14 protein-coding genes are annotated in these 19,259 nt (G+C 58.9%); 7 read left to right on the top strand and 7 right to left on the bottom strand.

Features of this window, described 5'->3' with window-relative positions; translation table 11 throughout:
* Positions 1-16: 16 nt before the first annotated feature.
* The 7 genes from EKA13_RS20840 to fabI all read left to right on the top strand — a co-directional run bounded on the left by EKA13_RS20840 (position 17) and on the right by fabI (position 9,748).
* Positions 17-1,426, top strand: coding sequence for a transglycosylase SLT domain-containing protein (locus EKA13_RS20840; RefSeq protein WP_065761187.1), 1,410 nt, complete (start codon positions 17-19; stop codon positions 1,424-1,426).
* 124 nt (positions 1,427-1,550) lie between these two features.
* A complete protein-coding gene (locus EKA13_RS20835) occupies positions 1,551-3,380 on the top strand; it encodes an extracellular solute-binding protein (RefSeq protein WP_176717461.1) in 1,830 nt (609 codons plus the stop codon).
* Positions 3,377-5,227, top strand: a complete 1,851-nt coding sequence (locus tag EKA13_RS20830) for an extracellular solute-binding protein (RefSeq protein WP_065761186.1) — start codon at positions 3,377-3,379, stop codon at positions 5,225-5,227. Before EKA13_RS20835 ends, EKA13_RS20830 begins: the two co-directional genes overlap by 4 nt.
* Before the next feature lies 1 nt (position 5,228).
* Positions 5,229-6,302 carry a microcin C ABC transporter permease YejB gene (locus tag EKA13_RS20825; RefSeq protein WP_065761185.1) on the top strand — a complete coding sequence of 358 codons (1,074 nt, stop codon included), beginning with the start codon at positions 5,229-5,231 and terminating at the stop codon, positions 6,300-6,302.
* 1 nt (position 6,303) lies between these two features.
* The gene (locus EKA13_RS20820) at positions 6,304-7,323 is read left to right on the top strand and encodes an ABC transporter permease (RefSeq protein ID WP_065761184.1); all 1,020 of its coding nucleotides are present in this window, start codon (positions 6,304-6,306) and stop codon (positions 7,321-7,323) included.
* Between the two features lies 1 nt (position 7,324).
* Positions 7,325-8,935, top strand: coding sequence for an ABC transporter ATP-binding protein (locus EKA13_RS20815; protein ID WP_065761183.1), 1,611 nt, complete (start codon positions 7,325-7,327; stop codon positions 8,933-8,935).
* Positions 8,936-8,953: 18 nt separating this feature from the next.
* Positions 8,954-9,748 (top strand): enoyl-ACP reductase FabI, encoded by a 795-nt coding sequence (gene fabI / locus EKA13_RS20810; RefSeq protein WP_065761182.1) that lies wholly within the window; start codon positions 8,954-8,956, stop codon positions 9,746-9,748.
* 225 nt (positions 9,749-9,973) lie between these two features.
* Here the strand turns inward: fabI and EKA13_RS20805 are convergent, their stop codons facing one another.
* The 7 genes from EKA13_RS20805 to EKA13_RS20775 form a co-directional block, all read right to left on the bottom strand.
* Positions 9,974-11,845 carry a SurA N-terminal domain-containing protein gene (locus EKA13_RS20805; protein ID WP_065761181.1) on the bottom strand — a complete coding sequence of 624 codons (1,872 nt, stop codon included), beginning with the start codon at positions 11,843-11,845 and terminating at the stop codon, positions 9,974-9,976.
* 231 nt (positions 11,846-12,076) lie between these two features.
* Entirely contained in the window at positions 12,077-12,349 is a 273-nt protein-coding gene (locus EKA13_RS20800; RefSeq protein WP_065761180.1) for an HU family DNA-binding protein, read from the bottom strand.
* A 145-nt stretch (positions 12,350-12,494) separates the two neighbouring features.
* Positions 12,495-14,891, bottom strand: coding sequence for an endopeptidase La (gene lon / locus EKA13_RS20795; RefSeq protein ID WP_065761179.1), 2,397 nt, complete (start codon positions 14,889-14,891; stop codon positions 12,495-12,497).
* 151 nt (positions 14,892-15,042) lie between these two features.
* A complete protein-coding gene (clpX, locus tag EKA13_RS20790) occupies positions 15,043-16,326 on the bottom strand; it encodes an ATP-dependent Clp protease ATP-binding subunit ClpX (RefSeq protein ID WP_065761178.1) in 1,284 nt (427 codons plus the stop codon).
* Positions 16,327-16,431: 105 nt separating this feature from the next.
* Entirely contained in the window at positions 16,432-17,073 is a 642-nt protein-coding gene (gene clpP, locus EKA13_RS20785; RefSeq protein ID WP_065761177.1) for an ATP-dependent Clp endopeptidase proteolytic subunit ClpP, read from the bottom strand.
* A 91-nt stretch (positions 17,074-17,164) separates the two neighbouring features.
* Positions 17,165-18,475, bottom strand: coding sequence for a trigger factor (gene tig / locus EKA13_RS20780; protein ID WP_065761176.1), 1,311 nt, complete (start codon positions 18,473-18,475; stop codon positions 17,165-17,167).
* Positions 18,476-18,727: 252 nt separating this feature from the next.
* A complete protein-coding gene (locus tag EKA13_RS20775) occupies positions 18,728-19,033 on the bottom strand; it encodes a DUF6388 family protein (RefSeq protein WP_065761175.1) in 306 nt (101 codons plus the stop codon).
* Between the last annotated feature and the right edge of the window lie 226 nt (positions 19,034-19,259).

Genomic DNA, 19,259 nt, shown 5'->3' with positions numbered 1-19,259 from the left:
AACTTACTTCCAGCCAATGTCGTCCCTTAGCCGCAGAACCCTCAATTCCGTCACCCTGACGCGCGTCGCACAAGCTGTCGCGCTGGCTCTGACTGCCACGCTCGTGGGCTGCCAGAGCACCAGTCATATGGGTGACTCCGAGAGCGTTCGCGCGCACAACTACCAGGCCCGACTGAAGCAAAAACCGGTCTTCATCCACGACAAGCCTGCACAACAGGCACCGGATGATGTCTGGGAGCGCATGCGTCAGGGCTTCAAGTTGCAGGACGATATCGGGGTCAACCCGCGCATCGAGCAACAGCGCCTGTGGTTTGCCAGTAACCCTTCGCACCTGGAAACGGTCGGTGACCGCGGCAGCCTGTACATGCATTACATCGTCGAGCGTCTTGAAGAGCGCGACATGCCGCTGGAACTGGCACTGCTACCCGCGATCGAGAGCGCCTACAACCCCCTGGCGTATTCACGCGCCCATGCGGTCGGCCTATGGCAGTTCATCCCCTCGACCGGGCGGCACTTCAACCTGCGCCAAACGCGTTTCTATGATGGTCGGCGCGACATTACCGCGTCGACCAACGCAGCGCTGGACTACCTGTCACGCCTGCACGACATGTTCAACGGCGACTGGCTGCTGGCACTGGCGGCCTACAACGCTGGCGAAGGCACCGTGAGCCGCGCCATTGAGCGTAACGAACGCCTCGGCCTGCCGACCGACTACTGGAACCTGCCGCTCCCCAAGGAAACCCGCGACTACGTGCCCAAGCTGCTGGCACTCTCGCAAGTTGTGCTGACACCACAGGCTTACGGCGTAAACCTCAACCCGATTGCCAATGAACCCTACTTCGAGGCCATCGAGATCAAGGACCGCCTGGACCTTTCGCGCGTGGCGGCCCTGGCCGAAATCGACGAAGACGAGATGTATCAGCTCAACCCGGCCTTCAAAAAACGCATGACGGTCGATGGCCCACAGCAACTGCTGGTCCCCACGGCCAAAGCGCAACTGCTCACGACCAGCCTGTCGAACATGAAGCCCGAAGAGTTGCTCAGCTTGCAGCCCAAGCCGGCCGTGTTCAAAGCCGCATTGGCCGAAGCGGAACCCGGCACAGCGGGTACCGCCCGTAGCTACCGGGTCAAGCGGGGGGACAACCTCGCCAGCATTGCCAAAGCCAACCGTGTCAGCGTCAACGATCTGCAACGCTGGAACAAGCTTTCCGGGCGCAACGTCAAGGTCGGCCAGACCCTTGCCTTGCGCGACACCAAAGGTGCCGTGAAGCAACGCTCCACCCAGTACAAGGTGCGCAAAGGTGACTCGCTGTACATGGTCGCCAAACGCTTCAACGTCGAAATGCAGCACCTCAAACGCTGGAATCCGAGCACCGCGCACGCACTCAAACCAGGCCAGACACTGACCGTCTATCTGCCTCATTGAGGCCGCACGGCACATTAACTCGGTGCCGCGCCGCCCCTGTGCGACCCGGTACTCTTTTTCCTGTCGATACAAGCTGTTACTGTAGCCAGACCAAAGCCCAAGCCGCCTGGAATGGATCCCCGACTTGATACGCCCCCTCCTGCTGTCAATCAGCCTGGCCTTGAGCTTTCCTGCGGGCGCAACAATCATCGAAAGCCATGGTTACGCCCAGTTTGGCACGCTCAAGTATCCAGCCAAGTTCACCCATTTTGACTGGGTCAATCCGCAAGCGCCCAAGGGCGGTACGTTGCGGGCCATGGCCTTTGGCACGTTCGATACGCTCAACCCCTACACCTTCAAGGGCAGCAGCCCGGTAACCACGCCGAACTTCCCGCAGTATGGCGTGAGCGAGCTGAACGAAACCCTCATGGTCGGTACCGGCCAGTACGATCCTTCCGGCGATGAGCCGACGTCCAGCTACGGCTTGATCGCCCGCTCGGTCGAGTACAGCGAGGACCGTAGCTGGGTGGTGTTCAACTTGCGTCCTGAAGCGCGCTTCCACGACGGCGCCCCGATTACCGCGACAGACGTCGCGTTTTCCTATCGCACGCTTCTCAAGGAAGGTCATCCGCTTTACCGCACCAACCTGCAGGAAGTACAACGGGTCGACATCCTCAGCCCTCAGCGGATTCGTTTCGTGTTCAAACGCGCTGGCAATCCACTGTTGATCCTGCGCCTGGGCGAGATGCCGGTACTGCCGCAGCACTACTGGAAAACACGCGATTTCAAGGCCACGACCTTCGAACCGCCCTTGGGCAGCGGACCGTACCGCATTGTTCAGGTACAGCCCGGCAGAAGCCTGGTGTTCGAGCGGGTCAGTAACTATTGGGGCAAGGACCTGGCGGTCAATCGTGGCAAGTACAACTTCGACCGGGTTGAGTTCGAGTTCTACCGCGACAGCGATGTTGCGTTTGAAGCCTTCAAGGCGGGCGAGTTCGACATCTATATCGAACACCAGGCGAAGAACTGGGCCAATGGCTATACCTTCCCTGCCGTACGTCGCGGCGAGGTGATCAAGGCGCAGATCCCGCACCAGATTCCAACCCAGACCCAAGGCCTGTTCATGAACAGCCGCCGGGCGACCTTTGCCGACACCCGGGTTCGCCAGGCGCTGGGCCTGATGCTGGATTTCGAATGGACCAACCGCACCCTGTTCAGTAGCGCCTACCAGCGCGCGACCAGTTTCTACCCAAACAGCGAGTTCAGCGCCACTGGCTTGCCTGTCGGGCAAGAATGGCTAATTCTTTCGCCCTACCGCAACCAACTGCCGCCAGAGCTGTTCACCCAGCCGTTCAAGGTCAGCAGCACCGAAGGCCGGGGCATTGGCCGGGATACCTTGCGCCAGGCCCTGACACTGCTCAACCAGGCGGGCTGGAAACTGAGCGGGCAACGCCTGCTCAACGCCAAGGGGCAACGCTTGAAACTGGAGATCCTGCTGGTCAACCCAAACCTGGAGCGGATTCTGCAACCTTATGTCGAAAATCTGGCGAGCATCGGGATCGATGCACGCTTGCGCACCGTTGACCGCGCCCAGTACAAACAGCGGCTGGACCAGTTCGATTTCGACATGATTCTGATGACGCTCAACCAGACCCTCAGCCCGGGTCTTGAACAGTGGCAGTATTTCCATTCAAGCCAGGCCGCGGTCAAAGGCAGCAAAAACTATGCAGGGGTCAAGGACCCGGTGGTCGACCACTTGCTGGAGGTACTGCTCGCCGCAAAAAGCCGGGACGAGCAGGTTGCGGCCACTCGCGCACTGGACCGGGTACTGCTCTGGCAGCACTACATGATTCCCAACTGGTACCTGAACAATCACCGCCTGGCCTACCGCAATCGGTTCGCCTTCGTCGCCACACCGCCCTATACCCTGGGCCTTAACAGTTGGTGGCTCAAGCCTTCGGAGAATGCCCAATGACGCCATTGCCCGGCTTTCGCATACTGGCTGGCCTGTTGCTTGCTGGCCTCAGCCTGCAGACCCTGGCCGCGCCGCAACATGCGCTGACCCTGTACAACGAAGCGCCGAAGTACCCAGCCAATTTCAAGCACTTTGATTACGTCAACCCGGACGCGCCCAAGGGCGGCACCTTCCGCCAGAATGGCTTCGGCAGCTTCGACAGCCTAAACCCATTCATCAACAAGGGCGTCTCGGCGGACAACCTCGACCTGATCTACGACACCCTGGCCCGCGCCAGCCTGGACGAACCGTTCAGCGAATACGGCTTGCTGGCACAACAGATCGAAAAGGCCCCGGACAACAGCTGGGTGCGCTTCTACCTGCGCCCGGAAGCCCGCTTCCACGACGGCCACCCAGTACGCGCCGAGGACGTGGTGTTCACCTTCAACATGCTGATCAAGCACGGCGCCCCACTTTACCGCGGCTACTATGCCGACGTTGCGGAAGTGGTCGCCGAAGATCCGCTGCGGGTGCTGTTCAAGTTCAAGCACAACAACAACCGCGAGCTGCCGCTGATTCTCGGGCAGATCGCCGTATTGCCCAAACACTGGTGGGAAGGTCGTGACTTCACCAAGGGCAACCTGGAAATCCCGCTGGGCAGCGGGCCTTACACCATCGCCGAGGTCAAGCCCGGGCGCTCAATTCGCTACGTGCGCGACAAGAACTACTGGGGCAAGGACCTGCCGGTCAACCGCGGCTTCTACAACTTCGACCAGATGACGGTCGATTACTACCGAGACAACACCGTCGCCCTGCAGGCACTCAAGGCAGGGCAGTTCGATTATTGGCTGGAAAGCAGCGCCAAAAACTGGGCAACGGCCTACGACACCCCAGCGGTACGCGAAGGTCGCCTGATCCGTGAAGAAATCCCCAACGGCCTGCCCACCGGCATGCAAGGCTTCGTCTTCAACCTGCGTCGTCCTGTGTTCCAGGATGTGCGGGTACGGGAAGCCCTGAGCCTGCTGCTGGACTTCGAGTGGACCAACAAGCAGTTGTTCAACGGCGCTTATACCCGCACCGGCAGCTACTTTGAAAACTCCGAGATGGCTGCCCGTGGCCTGCCTGATGCCGCCGAACTGAAGATCCTTGAACCCCTGCGCGGCAAGGTTCCCGAGCAAGTCTTCACCCAGGCCTTCGCCAACCCGGTCACCGATGGCAGCGGCATGATCCGTGAACAGCAGCGCAAGGCCTACAAGCTGCTGCAGGAGGCCGGCTGGAGCATCAAGGATGACAAGATGGTCGATGCCCAGGGCAAACCGCTGAAAATCGAATTTCTGCTGGCCCAGACCGAGTTCGAGCGTGTCCTGCTGCCCTACAAACGCAACCTGGCCGACCTTGGTATCGATCTGACCCTTCGCCGGGTGGACGTTGCCGAATACGTCAACCGCCTGCGCTCACGTGACTTCGACATGATCGTCAGCGGCTTCCCGCAATCCAACTCCCCGGGCAACGAGCAGCGTGAGTATTGGCAAAGCGCCAGTGCCGACAACCCGGGCAGCCGCAATTTCATGGGCCTGAAAGACCCCGCCGTGGATTCGCTGGTGGAATCGCTGATCAACGCCGAATCGCGGCAAGACCTGATCGCCCATACCCGCGCACTCGACCGCGTATTGCTATGGGGTTACTACGTGGTACCCAACTGGCACATCAAAACCTGGCGCGTGGCCTACTGGAACCATATCGGCCATCCGCAAACCCCGCCCAAGTTCGACATTGGCATCAACACCTGGTGGATCAAACCCAGTACTACCCCTGTGATGCCCGTAGCAGCACCGACCGAGACTGCATCGACGAGCGGAGCACACTAGTATGCTGGCCTATACCCTACGCCGCCTGCTGCTGATTATCCCGACCCTGCTGGGCATCCTGGTCATCAACTTCATCATCATCCAGGCCGCCCCCGGTGGCCCGGTAGAGCAGATGATCGCCAAACTCGAAGGTTTCGAGGGGGCCACCAGCCGGATTGCCGGCGGCGGCGCCGAAGTGTCGGTAGCCGGTTCCAACTACCGCGGCGCGCAAGGCCTGGACCCGGCCCTGATCAAGGAAATCGAGCGCATGTACGGCTTCGACAAGTCGGCGCCGGAACGCCTGTGGATCATGATCAAGAACTATGCCCGGCTCGATTTCGGCGAAAGCTTCTTCCGCGATGCCAAGGTCATCGACCTTATCGCAGAAAAGCTCCCGGTCTCGATTTCCCTGGGGCTGTGGAGCACCCTGATCATGTACCTGGTCTCGATCCCCCTGGGCATCGCCAAGGCCACCCGCCACGGCAGCCATTTCGACGTCTGGACCAGTTCGGCGATCATCATCGGCTACGCAATCCCGGCGTTTCTGTTTGCCATTCTGCTGATCGTATTGTTCGCAGGGGGCAGCTACTTCGACTGGTTCCCGCTGCGCGGACTGACGTCGAACAACTTCGATGAACTGAGCACCACCGGCAAGATCCTCGACTACTTCTGGCATCTGGTACTACCGGTGACCGCACTGGTAATCGGCAACTTCGCGACCATGACCCTGCTGACCAAGAACAGCTTCCTTGACGAGATCAACAAGCAGTATGTGGTCACCGCCAAGGCCAAGGGCCTGAGCAATAACCGTGTGCTTTACGGGCATGTGTTCCGCAATGCCATGCTGCTGGTGATTGCCGGCTTCCCTTCGGCTTTCATCGGCATTTTCTTCACTGGCTCGCTGTTGGTGGAGGTGATTTTCTCGCTCGACGGCCTGGGCCTGATGAGCTTCGAGGCAGCCATCAACCGTGACTACCCGGTGGTGTTCGGCACGCTGTTCATCTTCACCTTGCTGGGGCTGGTCGTGAAACTGATCGGCGACCTGACCTACACCCTGGTCGACCCACGTATCGACTTTGAAAGCCGGGAGCAATGAGATGAAACTGTCACCGCTCAATCGCCGGCGTTTTGAACGCTTCAAAGCCAACCGCCGTGGCTGGTGGTCGCTCTGGCTGTTCCTGATCCTGTTCGGCCTGAGCCTGGGCGCGGAACTGATCGCCAACGATAAACCCCTCGCCGTGCGCTATGACGGCCAGTGGTACTTCCCGGCGGTCAAACGCTACCCGGAAACCACCTTTGGCGGCGAGTTTCCGCTGGAGCCCAACTACAAGAGCCCGTACATGCGCGAACTGCTGGCCGCCAAGGACAGCTGGGTACTCTGGGCGCCCATTCCTTTCAGCTACCAGAGCATCAACTATGACCTGAAAGTCCCTGCCCCCGCACCACCCTCGGCGCAAAACTGGCTGGGCACCGACGACCAAGGGCGCGATGTGCTGGCGCGGGTCATCTATGGCTTTCGGATCTCGGTGCTGTTCGCGCTGACCCTGACAATCCTGAGCTCGATCATCGGCGTGATCAGCGGCGCCCTGCAGGGTTTCTATGGTGGCTGGGTAGACCTGGCCGGGCAGCGCTTCCTGGAGATCTGGTCAGGCTTGCCAGTGCTTTACCTGCTGATCATCCTGGCCAGTTTCGTGCAGCCGAACTTCTGGTGGCTACTGGGCATCATGCTGTTGTTTTCCTGGATGAGCCTGGTCGACGTGGTGCGTGCCGAATTCCTGCGCGGGCGCAATCTGGAGTACGTGCGTGCGGCGCGAGCCCTCGGCATGCAAAATGGCGCGATCATGTTCCGGCATATCCTGCCCAACGCCATGGTCTCGACCATGACCTTCATGCCCTTCATTCTCACCGGCGCAATCGGCACCCTGACCGCACTGGACTTCCTCGGCTTCGGCCTGCCGCCTGGCGCTCCATCGCTGGGTGAACTGGTCGCACAGGGCAAGTCCAACCTGCAAGCACCGTGGCTGGGTATCAGTGCGTTTGCGGTACTGGCGCTGATGCTTAGCCTGCTGGTGTTCATCGGTGAATCCGCCCGCGATGCCTTCGACCCGAGGAAATAAGATGAATCAGGACAATTTGATCGAAGTCCGCGACCTTTCCGTCGAATTCGTCGTCGGCGACCAGATACAACGGGCCGTCGAACATATCAGTTTCGATATTCGCCGCGGCGAGACGCTGGCCCTGGTGGGCGAAAGCGGCTCAGGCAAATCGGTGACGGCTCACTCGATCCTGCGCCTGCTGCCCTACCCGATCGCCCGCCACCCCTCCGGCAGCATCCACTATGAGCAACGCGACCTGCTGAAACTGGACGAAAAGCAAATGCGCCACATCCGTGGCAACCGCATTGCGATGATCTTCCAGGAACCGATGACCTCGCTGAACCCGCTGCACACCATCGAAAAGCAGATCAACGAAGTACTGCTGCTGCACAAAGGCCTGACGGGTAAAGCCGCCACCGAGCGCACCCTGGAGTTGCTGGACCTGGTGGGAATTCCCGAACCGGTCAAACGCCTCAAGGCGCTCCCGCATGAGCTTTCTGGTGGCCAACGTCAACGGGTAATGATCGCCATGGCCCTGGCCAACGAGCCGGAGTTGCTGATCGCCGACGAACCGACCACCGCGCTGGACGTGACCGTCCAACTGAAAATTCTCAACCTGCTCAGGGAGCTGCAGTCGCGGCTGGGCATGGCCATGCTGCTGATCAGCCATGATTTGAACCTAGTAAAAAGAATTGCACATCGCGTATGTGTCATGCAGCGCGGTTGTATCGTCGAACAAGCGTCGTGCAACGAATTGTTCAGTGCTCCACAGCATCCGTATACCCAGATGCTGCTGGGCGCAGAGCCCAGTGGGCAGCCTGCGAACAACCCGATCGGCAAGCCGCTACTGGAGGTCGAAGACCTGCGTGTGTGGTTCCCGATCAAAAAAGGCCTGATGCGACGAACAGTCGATTACGTCAAGGCGGTGGACGGCATCAATTTCAGCCTGCCTCAGGGCCAAACCCTGGGGATTGTTGGCGAGAGTGGCTCCGGAAAGTCCACGCTGGGTTTGGCGATTCTGCGGTTGCTGCACAGCCAAGGTGCCATACGTTTTCAAGGAAAGGCGCTAGACTGCCTTTCTCAGCAACAGGTTCGGCCGTTCCGACGGCAGATGCAAGTGGTCTTCCAGGACCCTTTCGGCAGCCTCAGCCCACGTATGTGCGTGAGCGATATCGTCGGTGAGGGCCTGCGCATCCATCGGATTGGCACGGCAGCAGAACAGGAACAGGCGATCATAGAGGCACTCAAGGAGGTAGGACTGGATCCGGAAACCCGGCACCGCTACCCTCACGAGTTCTCTGGAGGCCAGCGACAACGAATTGCCATTGCCCGGGCATTGGTATTGAAACCGGCACTGATACTGCTGGACGAGCCCACTTCGGCGCTCGACCGGACCGTTCAGCGCCAAGTGGTGGAGCTGCTGCGTTCGCTGCAGACCAAGTACAACCTGACCTACTTGTTTATCAGCCATGACCTGGCGGTGATCAAGGCGCTAAGCCACCAACTGATCGTGGTCAAGCAGGGCCAGGTGGTTGAACAAGGTCCGGCGGCAAGCATTTTCGCTGCACCGCAACATACTTATACACAGCAGCTGCTGGAAGCGGCCTTTTTGGCCCCAACAGCTGTCGATTAACCTGAAGAGGAACAACACATGGGTTTTCTCGCCGGTAAGCGCGTACTGATCGTCGGTGTCGCAAGCAAACTGTCCATCGCATCCGGTATTGCTGCCGCCATGCATCGCGAGGGCGCAGAACTTGCCTTCACCTACCAGAACGAAAAGCTCAAGGGCCGCGTCGAAGAGTTCGCCGCTGGCTGGGGCTCCAGCCCTGAGCTGTGCTTCCCCTGTGACGTTGCCAGCGACGAAGAGATCGCCAAGGTCTTCGAGGAACTGAGCAAGAAGTGGGACGGCCTGGATTGCATCGTGCACTCGGTTGGCTTCGCCCCGGGCGACCAACTGGATGGCGATTTCACCGACGTCACCACCCGCGAAGGCTTCCGCATCGCCCACGACATCAGCGCCTACAGCTTCGTCGCCCTGGCCAAGGCCGGTCGCGAAATGATGAAAGGCCGTAATGGCAGCCTGCTGACCCTGTCCTACCTGGGCGCAGAGCGCACCATGCCGAACTACAACGTGATGGGCATGGCCAAGGCCAGCCTGGAAGCCGGCGTACGCTACCTGGCCGGCAGCCTGGGCCCAGAGGGCACCCGCGTGAACGCCGTTTCCGCTGGTCCGATCCGCACACTGGCCGCCTCCGGCATCAAGAGCTTCCGCAAGATGCTGGCTGCCAACGAAGCCCAGACCCCACTGCGTCGTAACGTCACCATCGAGGAAGTTGGCAACGCTGGCGCCTTCCTCTGCTCCGACCTGGCGTCGGGCGTCAGCGGCGAAATCATGTACGTAGACGGTGGCTTCAACACCACCGCCATGGGCGATCTTTCCGAGTAAGCCCTAGCCGTTGTTGCAAACAAACCCCCGCTTTTTAGCGGGGGTTTGTATTTGTGGGCCAACAATGCAGGCGCCACCAACGCGGCGACACCCCGCCCAAGCCATCACAGGCAAGCCTGCCTCCCACAGGAAGCTGTAGGCCGTGGCACTTGCCCCAAACAAAAGCCCCTGGCCTTTCGGTCAGGGGCTTTGTCGGTTGCCGTTGCTGCCCTAGAGGAACGTCACTCAGTAGCGAGTGATGTCCGCCTTGGCTTCCAACTGCTTGCGGTAGGCTGCAAAGTCTTGCTGGCCAGCACGCGACGCCAGGAAGCGACGGTAGGCCGACTTCTCTTCGTCAGTGGCCGCAGAACCTTCGTTGACGCCATCCAGACGCAGGACAACGAAGCTGCCATCGGCCAGGCTGACGCTGCCGAAGAGCGGTTTGTCCTTGGCTTCAGGCTTGCCCATACGGAACAGGGCTTGCAGTTCTACAGGATCGATACCGTCCTGATTACGCGTCACTGCTTCCTGCACCTTCCAGCTCTGGCCCTCATACGCCGCTGTCGGCGCGATCTTGCCATCACGCAGGCCGGCCATCAGGGCTTCGCCTTTAGCCTTCACAGCAGCACTGGCGTGCTCCTTGGCCAGGTGCTTGCGAATGCTGTCGGCGACCGCTTCCAGCGGCAGCTGGGCAGGTTTGCGATGCTCTTTGACGCGGATGACCACGACCGTTTCAGGGTCCAGCTCGATGGACGAACTGTTAGCGCCCTCTTCCATGACTTCAGGGCTGAACGCCGCCTGAATCACAGCACGGTTAGCCGTCACGCCTTCGCCACCTTCACGACCAAAAGGCTCGGAAGTCTTGACCTTCAAGCCCAGCTCCTGAGCTGGCTGGCTCAGGTCGGAGGCCTCGAATGCGGAGTCAACCAGCTGCTTGGTCGCCTCGACAAAGCGCTGCTCGACCTGCTGCGTCTTCAACTCTCGCGTCAGCTTGTCTTTCAGGCTGGCGAAACTTGGCACCTCAGGCGCTTGCACACCCAGCAGCTTGATCAGGTGAAAGCCGTAGTCGGTACGAACCGGGGCCGACACTTGATCCTTGTCCAGCGCGTACAGCGCCTCTTCGAAAGCCGGGTCGTAAACGCCCTGACCCGCAAAGCCGAGGTCACCGCCATTGCTGGCCGAACCCGGGTCCTGCGAAAACTCCTTGGCCAGCGCGGCAAAGTCTTCACCTTTGGCCAGGCGCTGTTGAATCTCTTCGATACGAGCCTTGGCCTGCGCTTCATTCACCTTGTCGTTGACTTCGATGAGGATGTGCGCGGCATGACGCTGCTCGGCGAGGCCGGAAATTTCTTTCTCATACAGCGCCTGAAGCTCATCTTCATTGACACTGACCTGATCGAAGAACGCGGACTTCTTCAGCTCCAGATAGTCGATGACCACTTGATCCGGGCTCATGAACTCCTTGGCGTGCGCGTCGTAGTGAGCCTTGATCTCGTCATCGCTCACCTTGCTCGCAGCAACATCTGCCTTGAAGGTGATGGAGGCGAAGTCACGGGTCTGTTTTTCCAGACGGGCGAATGCTTCAACCTGCGAGTCGGTCACAAAACCGCTTCCGGCAAGGCCGGTACGCAGTTGGCCAATGAGCATTTCCTGCGCCAGCATTTCGCGGAACTGCAGACGGCCGTAGCCCATCTGCCGAATGACCTGGTCGAAGCGCTCGGCACTGAACTTGCCGTCAACCTGGAACTCCGGCGTCTGCAGGATCAGTTGATCCAGCGCCGCTTCGGAGAACGCGAACTTGGCGTCGCGAGCCCCCTGAAGCAGCAGTTTGCGATCGATCAGCCCCTTGAGAGCCGCTTCGCGCAACATGTTTTCATCCAGCAGGGAGGCATCGAAATCCTTGCCCAACTGTTGCATCAGCTGGCGACGTTGCATGTCGACCGCTTGGCTCAGCTCGTTCTGGCTAATGGCATCGCCATTGACCTTGGCAGCGTCCTGGCTGTGGCTGGTGGCCCGGAAGATGGCATCGAAGCCGGTCAGCGCCATCAAGGCTACGATGACACCGATGATGGTCTTGGCAATCCAACCTTGTGAATTGTCCCTGATATTCTGCAGCATGCGTCCCCCAGAAACGGTTGTACTGATAAAGCAACCGTGGAGCGTGGGTAGAGTCCTGATAGAAGAAAGGCGCATCCGAGGATGCGCCTTCTCGTAGCTGGCGAAGCGGTCGAAAGCCGGATATCTAAGCTTTCGGAGGAGACGCCTCTCGAGAGGCTTGCCCCCTTTGCGCTTCGCTGTCGAACCAGGCCATGGCCTTATTCGACGAGGCGTAAGCCTGAAAGAAGCGACTTAGTTGACGGCTTCTTTCAGTGCTTTGCCAGCTTTGAAGCCTGGCTTCTTGGCAGCAGGGATTTCCAGAGTCTTACCGGTTTGCGGGTTACGGCCGGTACGCGCAGGACGGTCGGTCACGGAGAACGTGCCGAAGCCTACCAGTACAACCGAGTCACCTGCCTTCAGGGCGCCGGTGACGGAGTCGATTACTGCATCCAGCGCACGGCCAGCTACAGCTTTCGGGATGTCAGCAGATGCAGCGATAGCGTCAATCAGTTCCGACTTGTTCACTCTAAGTCCCCTTATATCTCTATTGAGTATGTTTCTAAGTATGTAATCAAAGCAAAACGATGCTGGGTGGCCAGTTGGCATTTAAGTGCCGCCCTATAACAAAGGCTCTAACTGCCGCCAACCAAGCCCCCCAACCAAATACGTATTAATGCGTGCTGATTCTTTCCTTGGAATCACCGTCGCGCTTTTCATCCTTTGCGACAATCTCGGGAGCCACATCTGGCAAGGGCTCCGGGGCGTATTGCAGCGCAATTTGGAGGACTTCGTCAATCCATTTCACGGGTTTAATCTGCAGATCCCGCTTAATATTCTCAGGAATTTCTTTCAGATCCCGCACATTCTCTTCCGGAATGATCACCGTCTTGATTCCGCCACGGTGTGCGGCCAGTAGTTTTTCCTTCAAACCACCAATCGCCAATACCTGACCACGCAGGGTAATTTCACCGGTCATTGCCACATCGGCACGCACCGGAATCTGGGTCAGTGCCGACACCAGCGCGGTGCACATACCAATACCCGCACTTGGACCGTCCTTCGGCGTAGCCCCTTCCGGCATGTGGATATGGGTGTCACGCTTCTCGTGGAAGTCTGCAGGAATACCCAGGCTGCGGGCCCGGCTACGGACGACGGTCTGCGCCGCGGTAATCGACTCGACCATGACATCGCCCAGCGAACCGGTCTTGATCAACTGGCCCTTGCCTGGCACCACAGCCGCTTCGATGGTCAGCAATTCGCCACCCACCTGAGTCCAGGCCAGCCCCGTAACCTGGCCAACCTGATCCTGCTGCTCAGCCAGACCATAACGGAACTTGCGAACGCCGAGGAAATGCTCGAGCTGATCGCCACTCACCTTGACGGCCACCTGCTTGTGCCCGGTGTGTTCCTTGACCACCTTGCGACAAACCTTGGCAATCTGACGCTCAAGGCCACGCACACCGGCTTCACGGGTGTAGTAGCGAATGATGTCGCGAATCGCCGTGGTGTCGATATCCAGTTCGCCTTTCTTCAAGCCGTTGGCCTTGATCTGCTTCGGCACCAGGTACTTGACAGCGATGTTGATCTTTTCGTCCTCGGTGTACCCCGGCAAACGGATGACTTCCATACGGTCCAGCAGGGCTGGTGGAATGTTCATCGAGTTCGAGGTGCAGAGGAACATCACGTCCGACAGGTCGTAATCGACCTCAAGGTAGTGATCGTTGAAGTTGTGGTTCTGCTCTGGATCCAGCACTTCCAGCAGCGCCGAAGCTGGGTCGCCACGCATGTCGCTGCCCATCTTGTCGATTTCATCGAGCAGGAACAGTGGGTTGCGTACACCAACCTTGGTCATTTTCTGGATCAGGCGACCCGGCATCGAGCCGATGTAGGTACGCCGGTGGCCACGAATCTCGGCCTCGTCACGCACGCCGCCCAGCGCCATGCGCACGAACTTGCGATTGGTCGCAGCCGCGATCGACTCCGCCAGGGACGTTTTACCGACACCAGGCGGGCCCACCAGGCACAACACCGGACCACGGATCTTTTTGACCCGCTTCTGCACGGCAAGGTACTCAAGGATGCGCTCCTTGACCTCTTCCAGGCCATAGTGGTCGGCATCGAGGATTTCTTCGGCCTTGGCCAGGTCCAGGCGGACCTTGCTCTGAGCTTTCCACGGTACCTGAACCAGCCAGTCCAGATAGGAGCGCACCACGGTCGCTTCAGCAGACATCGGAGACATCTGCTTGAGCTTGTTCAGCTCGGCTTGCGCCTTGGCGTAGGCATCCTTGGGCAGGCCCGCCTCGTCGATGCGCTTTTTCAGCTCTTCGACTTCGTTGTGACCTTCTTCGCTATCGCCCAGCTCTTTCTGAATGGCCTTCATCTGCTCATTCAGGTAGTACTCGCGCTGGCTGCGCTCCATTTGTTTCTTGACCCGGCCGCGGATGCGCTTCTCGACCTGCAACAGGTCGATTTCGGCATCCAGCAAGGCCAGGACATGCTCAACCCGGGCACCCAGGTCGATGATTTCGAGGATTTCCTGTTTCTGCTCGATTTTCAGCGCCATGTGTGCAGCCATGGTGTCGACCAGACGACCCGGCTCATCGATGCTGTTCAGCGACGACAGGACTTCAGCCGGGACTTTCTTGCCCAGCTGGACATATTGCTCGAACTGCGACAGCAGCGTGCGCACGAACACTTCGGATTCGCGGTCAGCGGCTTCCGACTCGTCGATCAGTGCGACTTCGGCACGGATGTGCCCGTCAACTTCGTTGAAACGCTCGACAGCACCACGCTGCTCACCCTCGACCAGCACCTTGACGGTGCCATCAGGCAGTTTCAGCAGCTGCAGAACGGTAGCGATGGTGCCCACACGATACAGGGCGTCTTCGCCTGGATCATCGTCGGCTGGATTCTTCTGGGCCAGCAGGAGGATCTGCTTCTCGCCCGTCATCGCAGCCTCGAGGGCCTCGATGGACTTCTCGCGCCCCACAAACAGCGGGATAACCATGTGCGGATAGACGACGACATCACGCAATGGCAAAAGAGGCAAGTCGAGGGTTGTCTTCATGATTTCGCCTCTACAGCGGCCTTGTGGCCGTAAAACCGATGGAATTTGAGCTTGAACCTAATGTGGGGGCAGCCCCGGAAAAAAACAAGCTCTACGACAGGAAAAGCAAAGGGGCCCGAAGGCCCCTTGCTGATTCGAGCCGGTGAAGGGCTCAGGCATCAGGTGCAGCTTTGGCTTGCGGCTCGCTGTTCTCATAGATCAACAGCGGCTGCGAAGAACCATCGATGACACTCTCGTCGATCACCACCTTGCTGACATCCTTCTGCGAAGGAATCTCGTACATGGTGTCGAGCAGGATGCCTTCGAGAATGGAACGCAGGCCACGTGCGCCGGTCTTGCGCTCCAGTGCCTTGCGAGCAACGGAACGCAGCGCGTCGTTGCGGAACTCCAGGTCCACGCCTTCCATCTCGAACAACTTGGCGTACTGCTTGGTCAGGGCGTTCTTCGGCTCGGTCAGGATCTGCATCAAGGCAGCCTCATCCAGCTCGTCGAGGGTTGCCAACACGGGCAAACGACCGACGAACTCAGGGATCAGGCCAAACTTGACCAGATCGTCCGGCTCGACTTCACGCAGCGACTCGCCAACCTTCTTGCCTTCCTGCTTGCTGCGTACTTCGGCAGTGAAGCCGATGCCGCCGCGGGTAGAACGGCTCTGGATCACTTTTTCCAGGCCAGAGAACGCACCGCCACAGATAAACAGGATGTTGCGCGTATCGACCTGCAGGAACTCCTGCTGCGGGTGCTTGCGGCCACCTTGCGGCGGAACGGAAGCGACCGTGCCTTCGATCAGCTTGAGCAGCGCTTGCTGCACGCCCTCACCCGACACATCGCGGGTAATCGACGGGTTGTCCGACTTACGCGAAATCTTGTCGATTTCGTCGATGTAGACAATACCCATCTGGGCTTTTTCGACGTCGTAGTCGCACTTTTGCAACAGCTTCTGAATGATGTTCTCGACATCCTCACCGACATAGCCCGCTTCAGTCAGCGTGGTGGCATCGGCGATGGTGAACGGCACATTCAGCAGGCGCGCCAAGGTTTCAGCGAGCAGCGTCTTGCCCGAACCAGTCGGGCCGATCAGCAGGATGTTGCTCTTGCCAAGTTCGACGTCGTCGTTTTTCTTGTCGCGTTGGTTCAGGCGCTTGTAGTGGTTGTACACCGCTACGGCCAAGACCTTTTTCGCGCGCTCCTGACCAATGACGTACTGGTCCAGGATGGCGCTGATTTCTTTCGGCGAAGGCAATTTATGCGCACTGCTCTCGGCCTGGGCTTCCTGCACCTCCTCACGGATGATGTCGTTGCACAGGTCGACGCACTCGTCGCAGATAAATACCGAGGGGCCGGCAATCAACTTGCGCACTTCATGCTGGCTTTTGCCGCAGAAGGAGCAATAGAGCAATTTGCCGTTGTCCTCGCCGTTACGGGTGTCAGTCATTCGATCGATCCAATCCGGTAGGCTTGCAACACAAGATGAAGGCAATTGCGGGCTTTTTCAAGTCCGCAGGTGGCTGGGCGGGCCCAGCACCTGCTTTTGAGTCGATCAAGCAGTCATTTGACGCTTGTCGAACACCGAGTCGATCAGGCCGTACTCGGCAGCGCGTTGAGCGCTCATGAAGTTGTCACGGTTGGTGTCACGCTCGATGGTTTCGATCGACTGGCCGGTGTGGAACGCCAGCAGTTCGTTCAGACGCGAACGGATCGAAAGAATTTCCTTGGCATGGATGTCGATGTCCGACGCCTGACCCTGGAAACCACCCAGCGGCTGGTGAATCATCATCCGCGAGTTCGGCAGGCAATGACGCTTGCCCTTGGCACCACCGGCCAACAGGAACGCACCCATGCTGCAGGCCTGGCCGATGCAGATGGTGGAGACGTCTGGCTTGATGAACTGCATGGTGTCGTAGATCGACATGCCTGCAGTCACCGAACCACCCGGCGAGTTGATATAGAGATGGATATCCTTGTCCGGGTTTTCCGCTTCAAGGAACAGCATCTGCGCCGCTACCAGGTTAGCCATGTAGTCCTCTACCGGGCCAACCAGGAAGATGATCCGCTCCTTCAAGAGGCGCGAATAAATATCGTAGGCACGTTCGCCACGAGCGGATTGCTCGATAACCATCGGGACCAGACCGCCTGCGGCCTGGATGTCAGAGCTCTGCTGATAATAAGAATTGCGGGACATGTCCTGCACTCACTCCCAAATAGTCATGTCTTGAATACGCATAAGCCAGCACGAAGGCTGGCTTATGGTGTTTTCCTACGAGAGAAGGAAATCAGTCGGCAGTTGGTGCTTGCGCCGGCTTGACAGCTTCTTCGTAAGAGACCGATTTATCGGTCACAGTCGCTTTCTGCAGAACAGTATCCACAACTTGTTCTTCCAGCACAACCGAACGGACTTCGTTCAGTTGCTGGTCGTTCTTGTAGTACCACGCCACGACTTGCTCAGGCTCCTGGTAGGCCGAAGCCATTTCCTGGATCAGCTCACGTACGCGGTCTTCGTCCGGCTTCAGCTCGTTCTGCTTGACCACTTCAGCGACGATCAGGCCCAGCACGACGCGACGCTTGGCTTGCTCTTCGAACAGCTCAGCCGGCAGTTGCTCTGGCTTGATGTTGCCACCGAACTGTTGAACGGCTTGAACGCGCAGGCGGTTCACTTCGTTTTCCAGCAGGGCCTTTGGTACTTCGATCGGGTTGGCAGCCAGCAGGCCGTCCATTACCTGATTCTTGACCTTGGTCTTGATCGCCTGACGCAGCTCACGCTCCATGTTCTTGCGAACTTCGGCGCGGAAACCATCGACACCGGCTTCCTTGATACCGAACTGGGCGAAGAACTCTTCGGTCAGCTCAGGCAGCTTGGGCTCGGAAACGCTGTTGACGGTAACGGTGAACTCGGCAGCCTTGTTGGCCAGGTCCAGGTTCTGGTAGTTCTCAGGGAAGGTCAGGTTCAGAACGCGCTCTTCACCGGCCTTGGCACCGACCAGACCTTCTTCGAAGCCTGGGATCATGCGACCGGAACCCAGCACCAGCTGAGTGCCCTTGGCCGAACCGCCGGCGAAGGCTTCGCCATCGATCTTGCCAACGAAATCAATGTTCAGTTGGTCTTCGTTCTGAGCAGCGCGCTCTGCCACTTCGTAACGGACGTTCTGCTTGCGCAGTACTTCCAGCATGTTGTCCAGGTCGGCGTCAGCCACTTCGGCGCTCAGGCGCTCAACGGCGATCGACTCGAAACCGGCAACGGCGAACTCAGGGAATACTTCGAAGGTGGCAACGTATTCCAGGTCCTTGCCCTTTTCGAACACTTTTGGCTCGACGGCAGGGGCGCCAGCAGGGTTCAGCTTCTGCTCAACCACAGCTTCATAGAACGTGGCCTGGATCAGGTCGCCCAGGGCTTCCTGACGTGCTGCGTCTTCGTAACGCTGACGAATCACGCTCATAGGCACTTTGCCAGGACGGAAGCCTGGGACCTTGGCGCGACGGGCAGTCTGTTGCAGACGCTTGTTGACTTCGGTCTCGATGCGCTCGGCCGGAACGCCGATGGTCATGCGGCGCTCGAGAGCGGAAGTATTTTCAACAGAAACTTGCATGGATATTCCTCGTTGCACAGACGTTAGCCGGCGATACCCGACTCCAGAATCAAGGGCAAGCATTCTAGTAGCTCAAACACCAGAAGTCACCCCGTTCAAGACGACGGGGAACCACACCGGTCCTTTTATATGAAGGGGTATCGGCCAAAATGGCCAGACACCCGCAAACCAAGGCGCGCCGGGCACTACGAGACAGTGCTCGATTTTACCCACACCCTTGGCAAATCTTTTCAAAACACTACACGACGCTCATCACGGCGCGGCTTCATCGAGCTCATTGAGCCCGCAGTACTCTTCCCAGCTCATGCCCAATGCCTCGGCCACTTCACGATGCACTTCCAGGCGCATGGCCTGCAGCTCCTCGGGAGATGCTGCAATCAGCTGCAGCGCCAGTTCCCAGGGCTGGAGCCCCTGCGTCTCGGCTTCATCTTCGAACGCCCACTGGATCTGTTGCGCCTGATCATGCTCGCTAAGCTGGGCAATTTCAGCCAGCAACTGCGGATTGGCCTCGGCGAAACGCTCCAGGGCAACCGCCTGGCGGAACTCTTTTGCGATCATATAGCTCTTCCTTCCTGCAGCCGACAGCTCGACCACTACCTCAACCGCCTGAAATCTATCAGCTTTCAGGCCATTGTCACCACCCGTGCGCACGCTGAATACCTTGACGCCACGGGTCTTTGCGACGCAGACGATCAGATAGTGCTCATCTGATCCAGATCAAACCCGGCCAGGCCTTTTGCGATTCAATTGAAACCTGAGCATCAAGACAGCCCCTCGCACACCA

The organism is Pseudomonas defluvii (genome assembly GCF_001695625.1).
In the GTDB taxonomy this organism is placed as follows: domain Bacteria; phylum Pseudomonadota; class Gammaproteobacteria; order Pseudomonadales; family Pseudomonadaceae; genus Aquipseudomonas; species Aquipseudomonas defluvii.
This window is presented reverse-complemented; position numbering and strand designations above follow the sequence as displayed.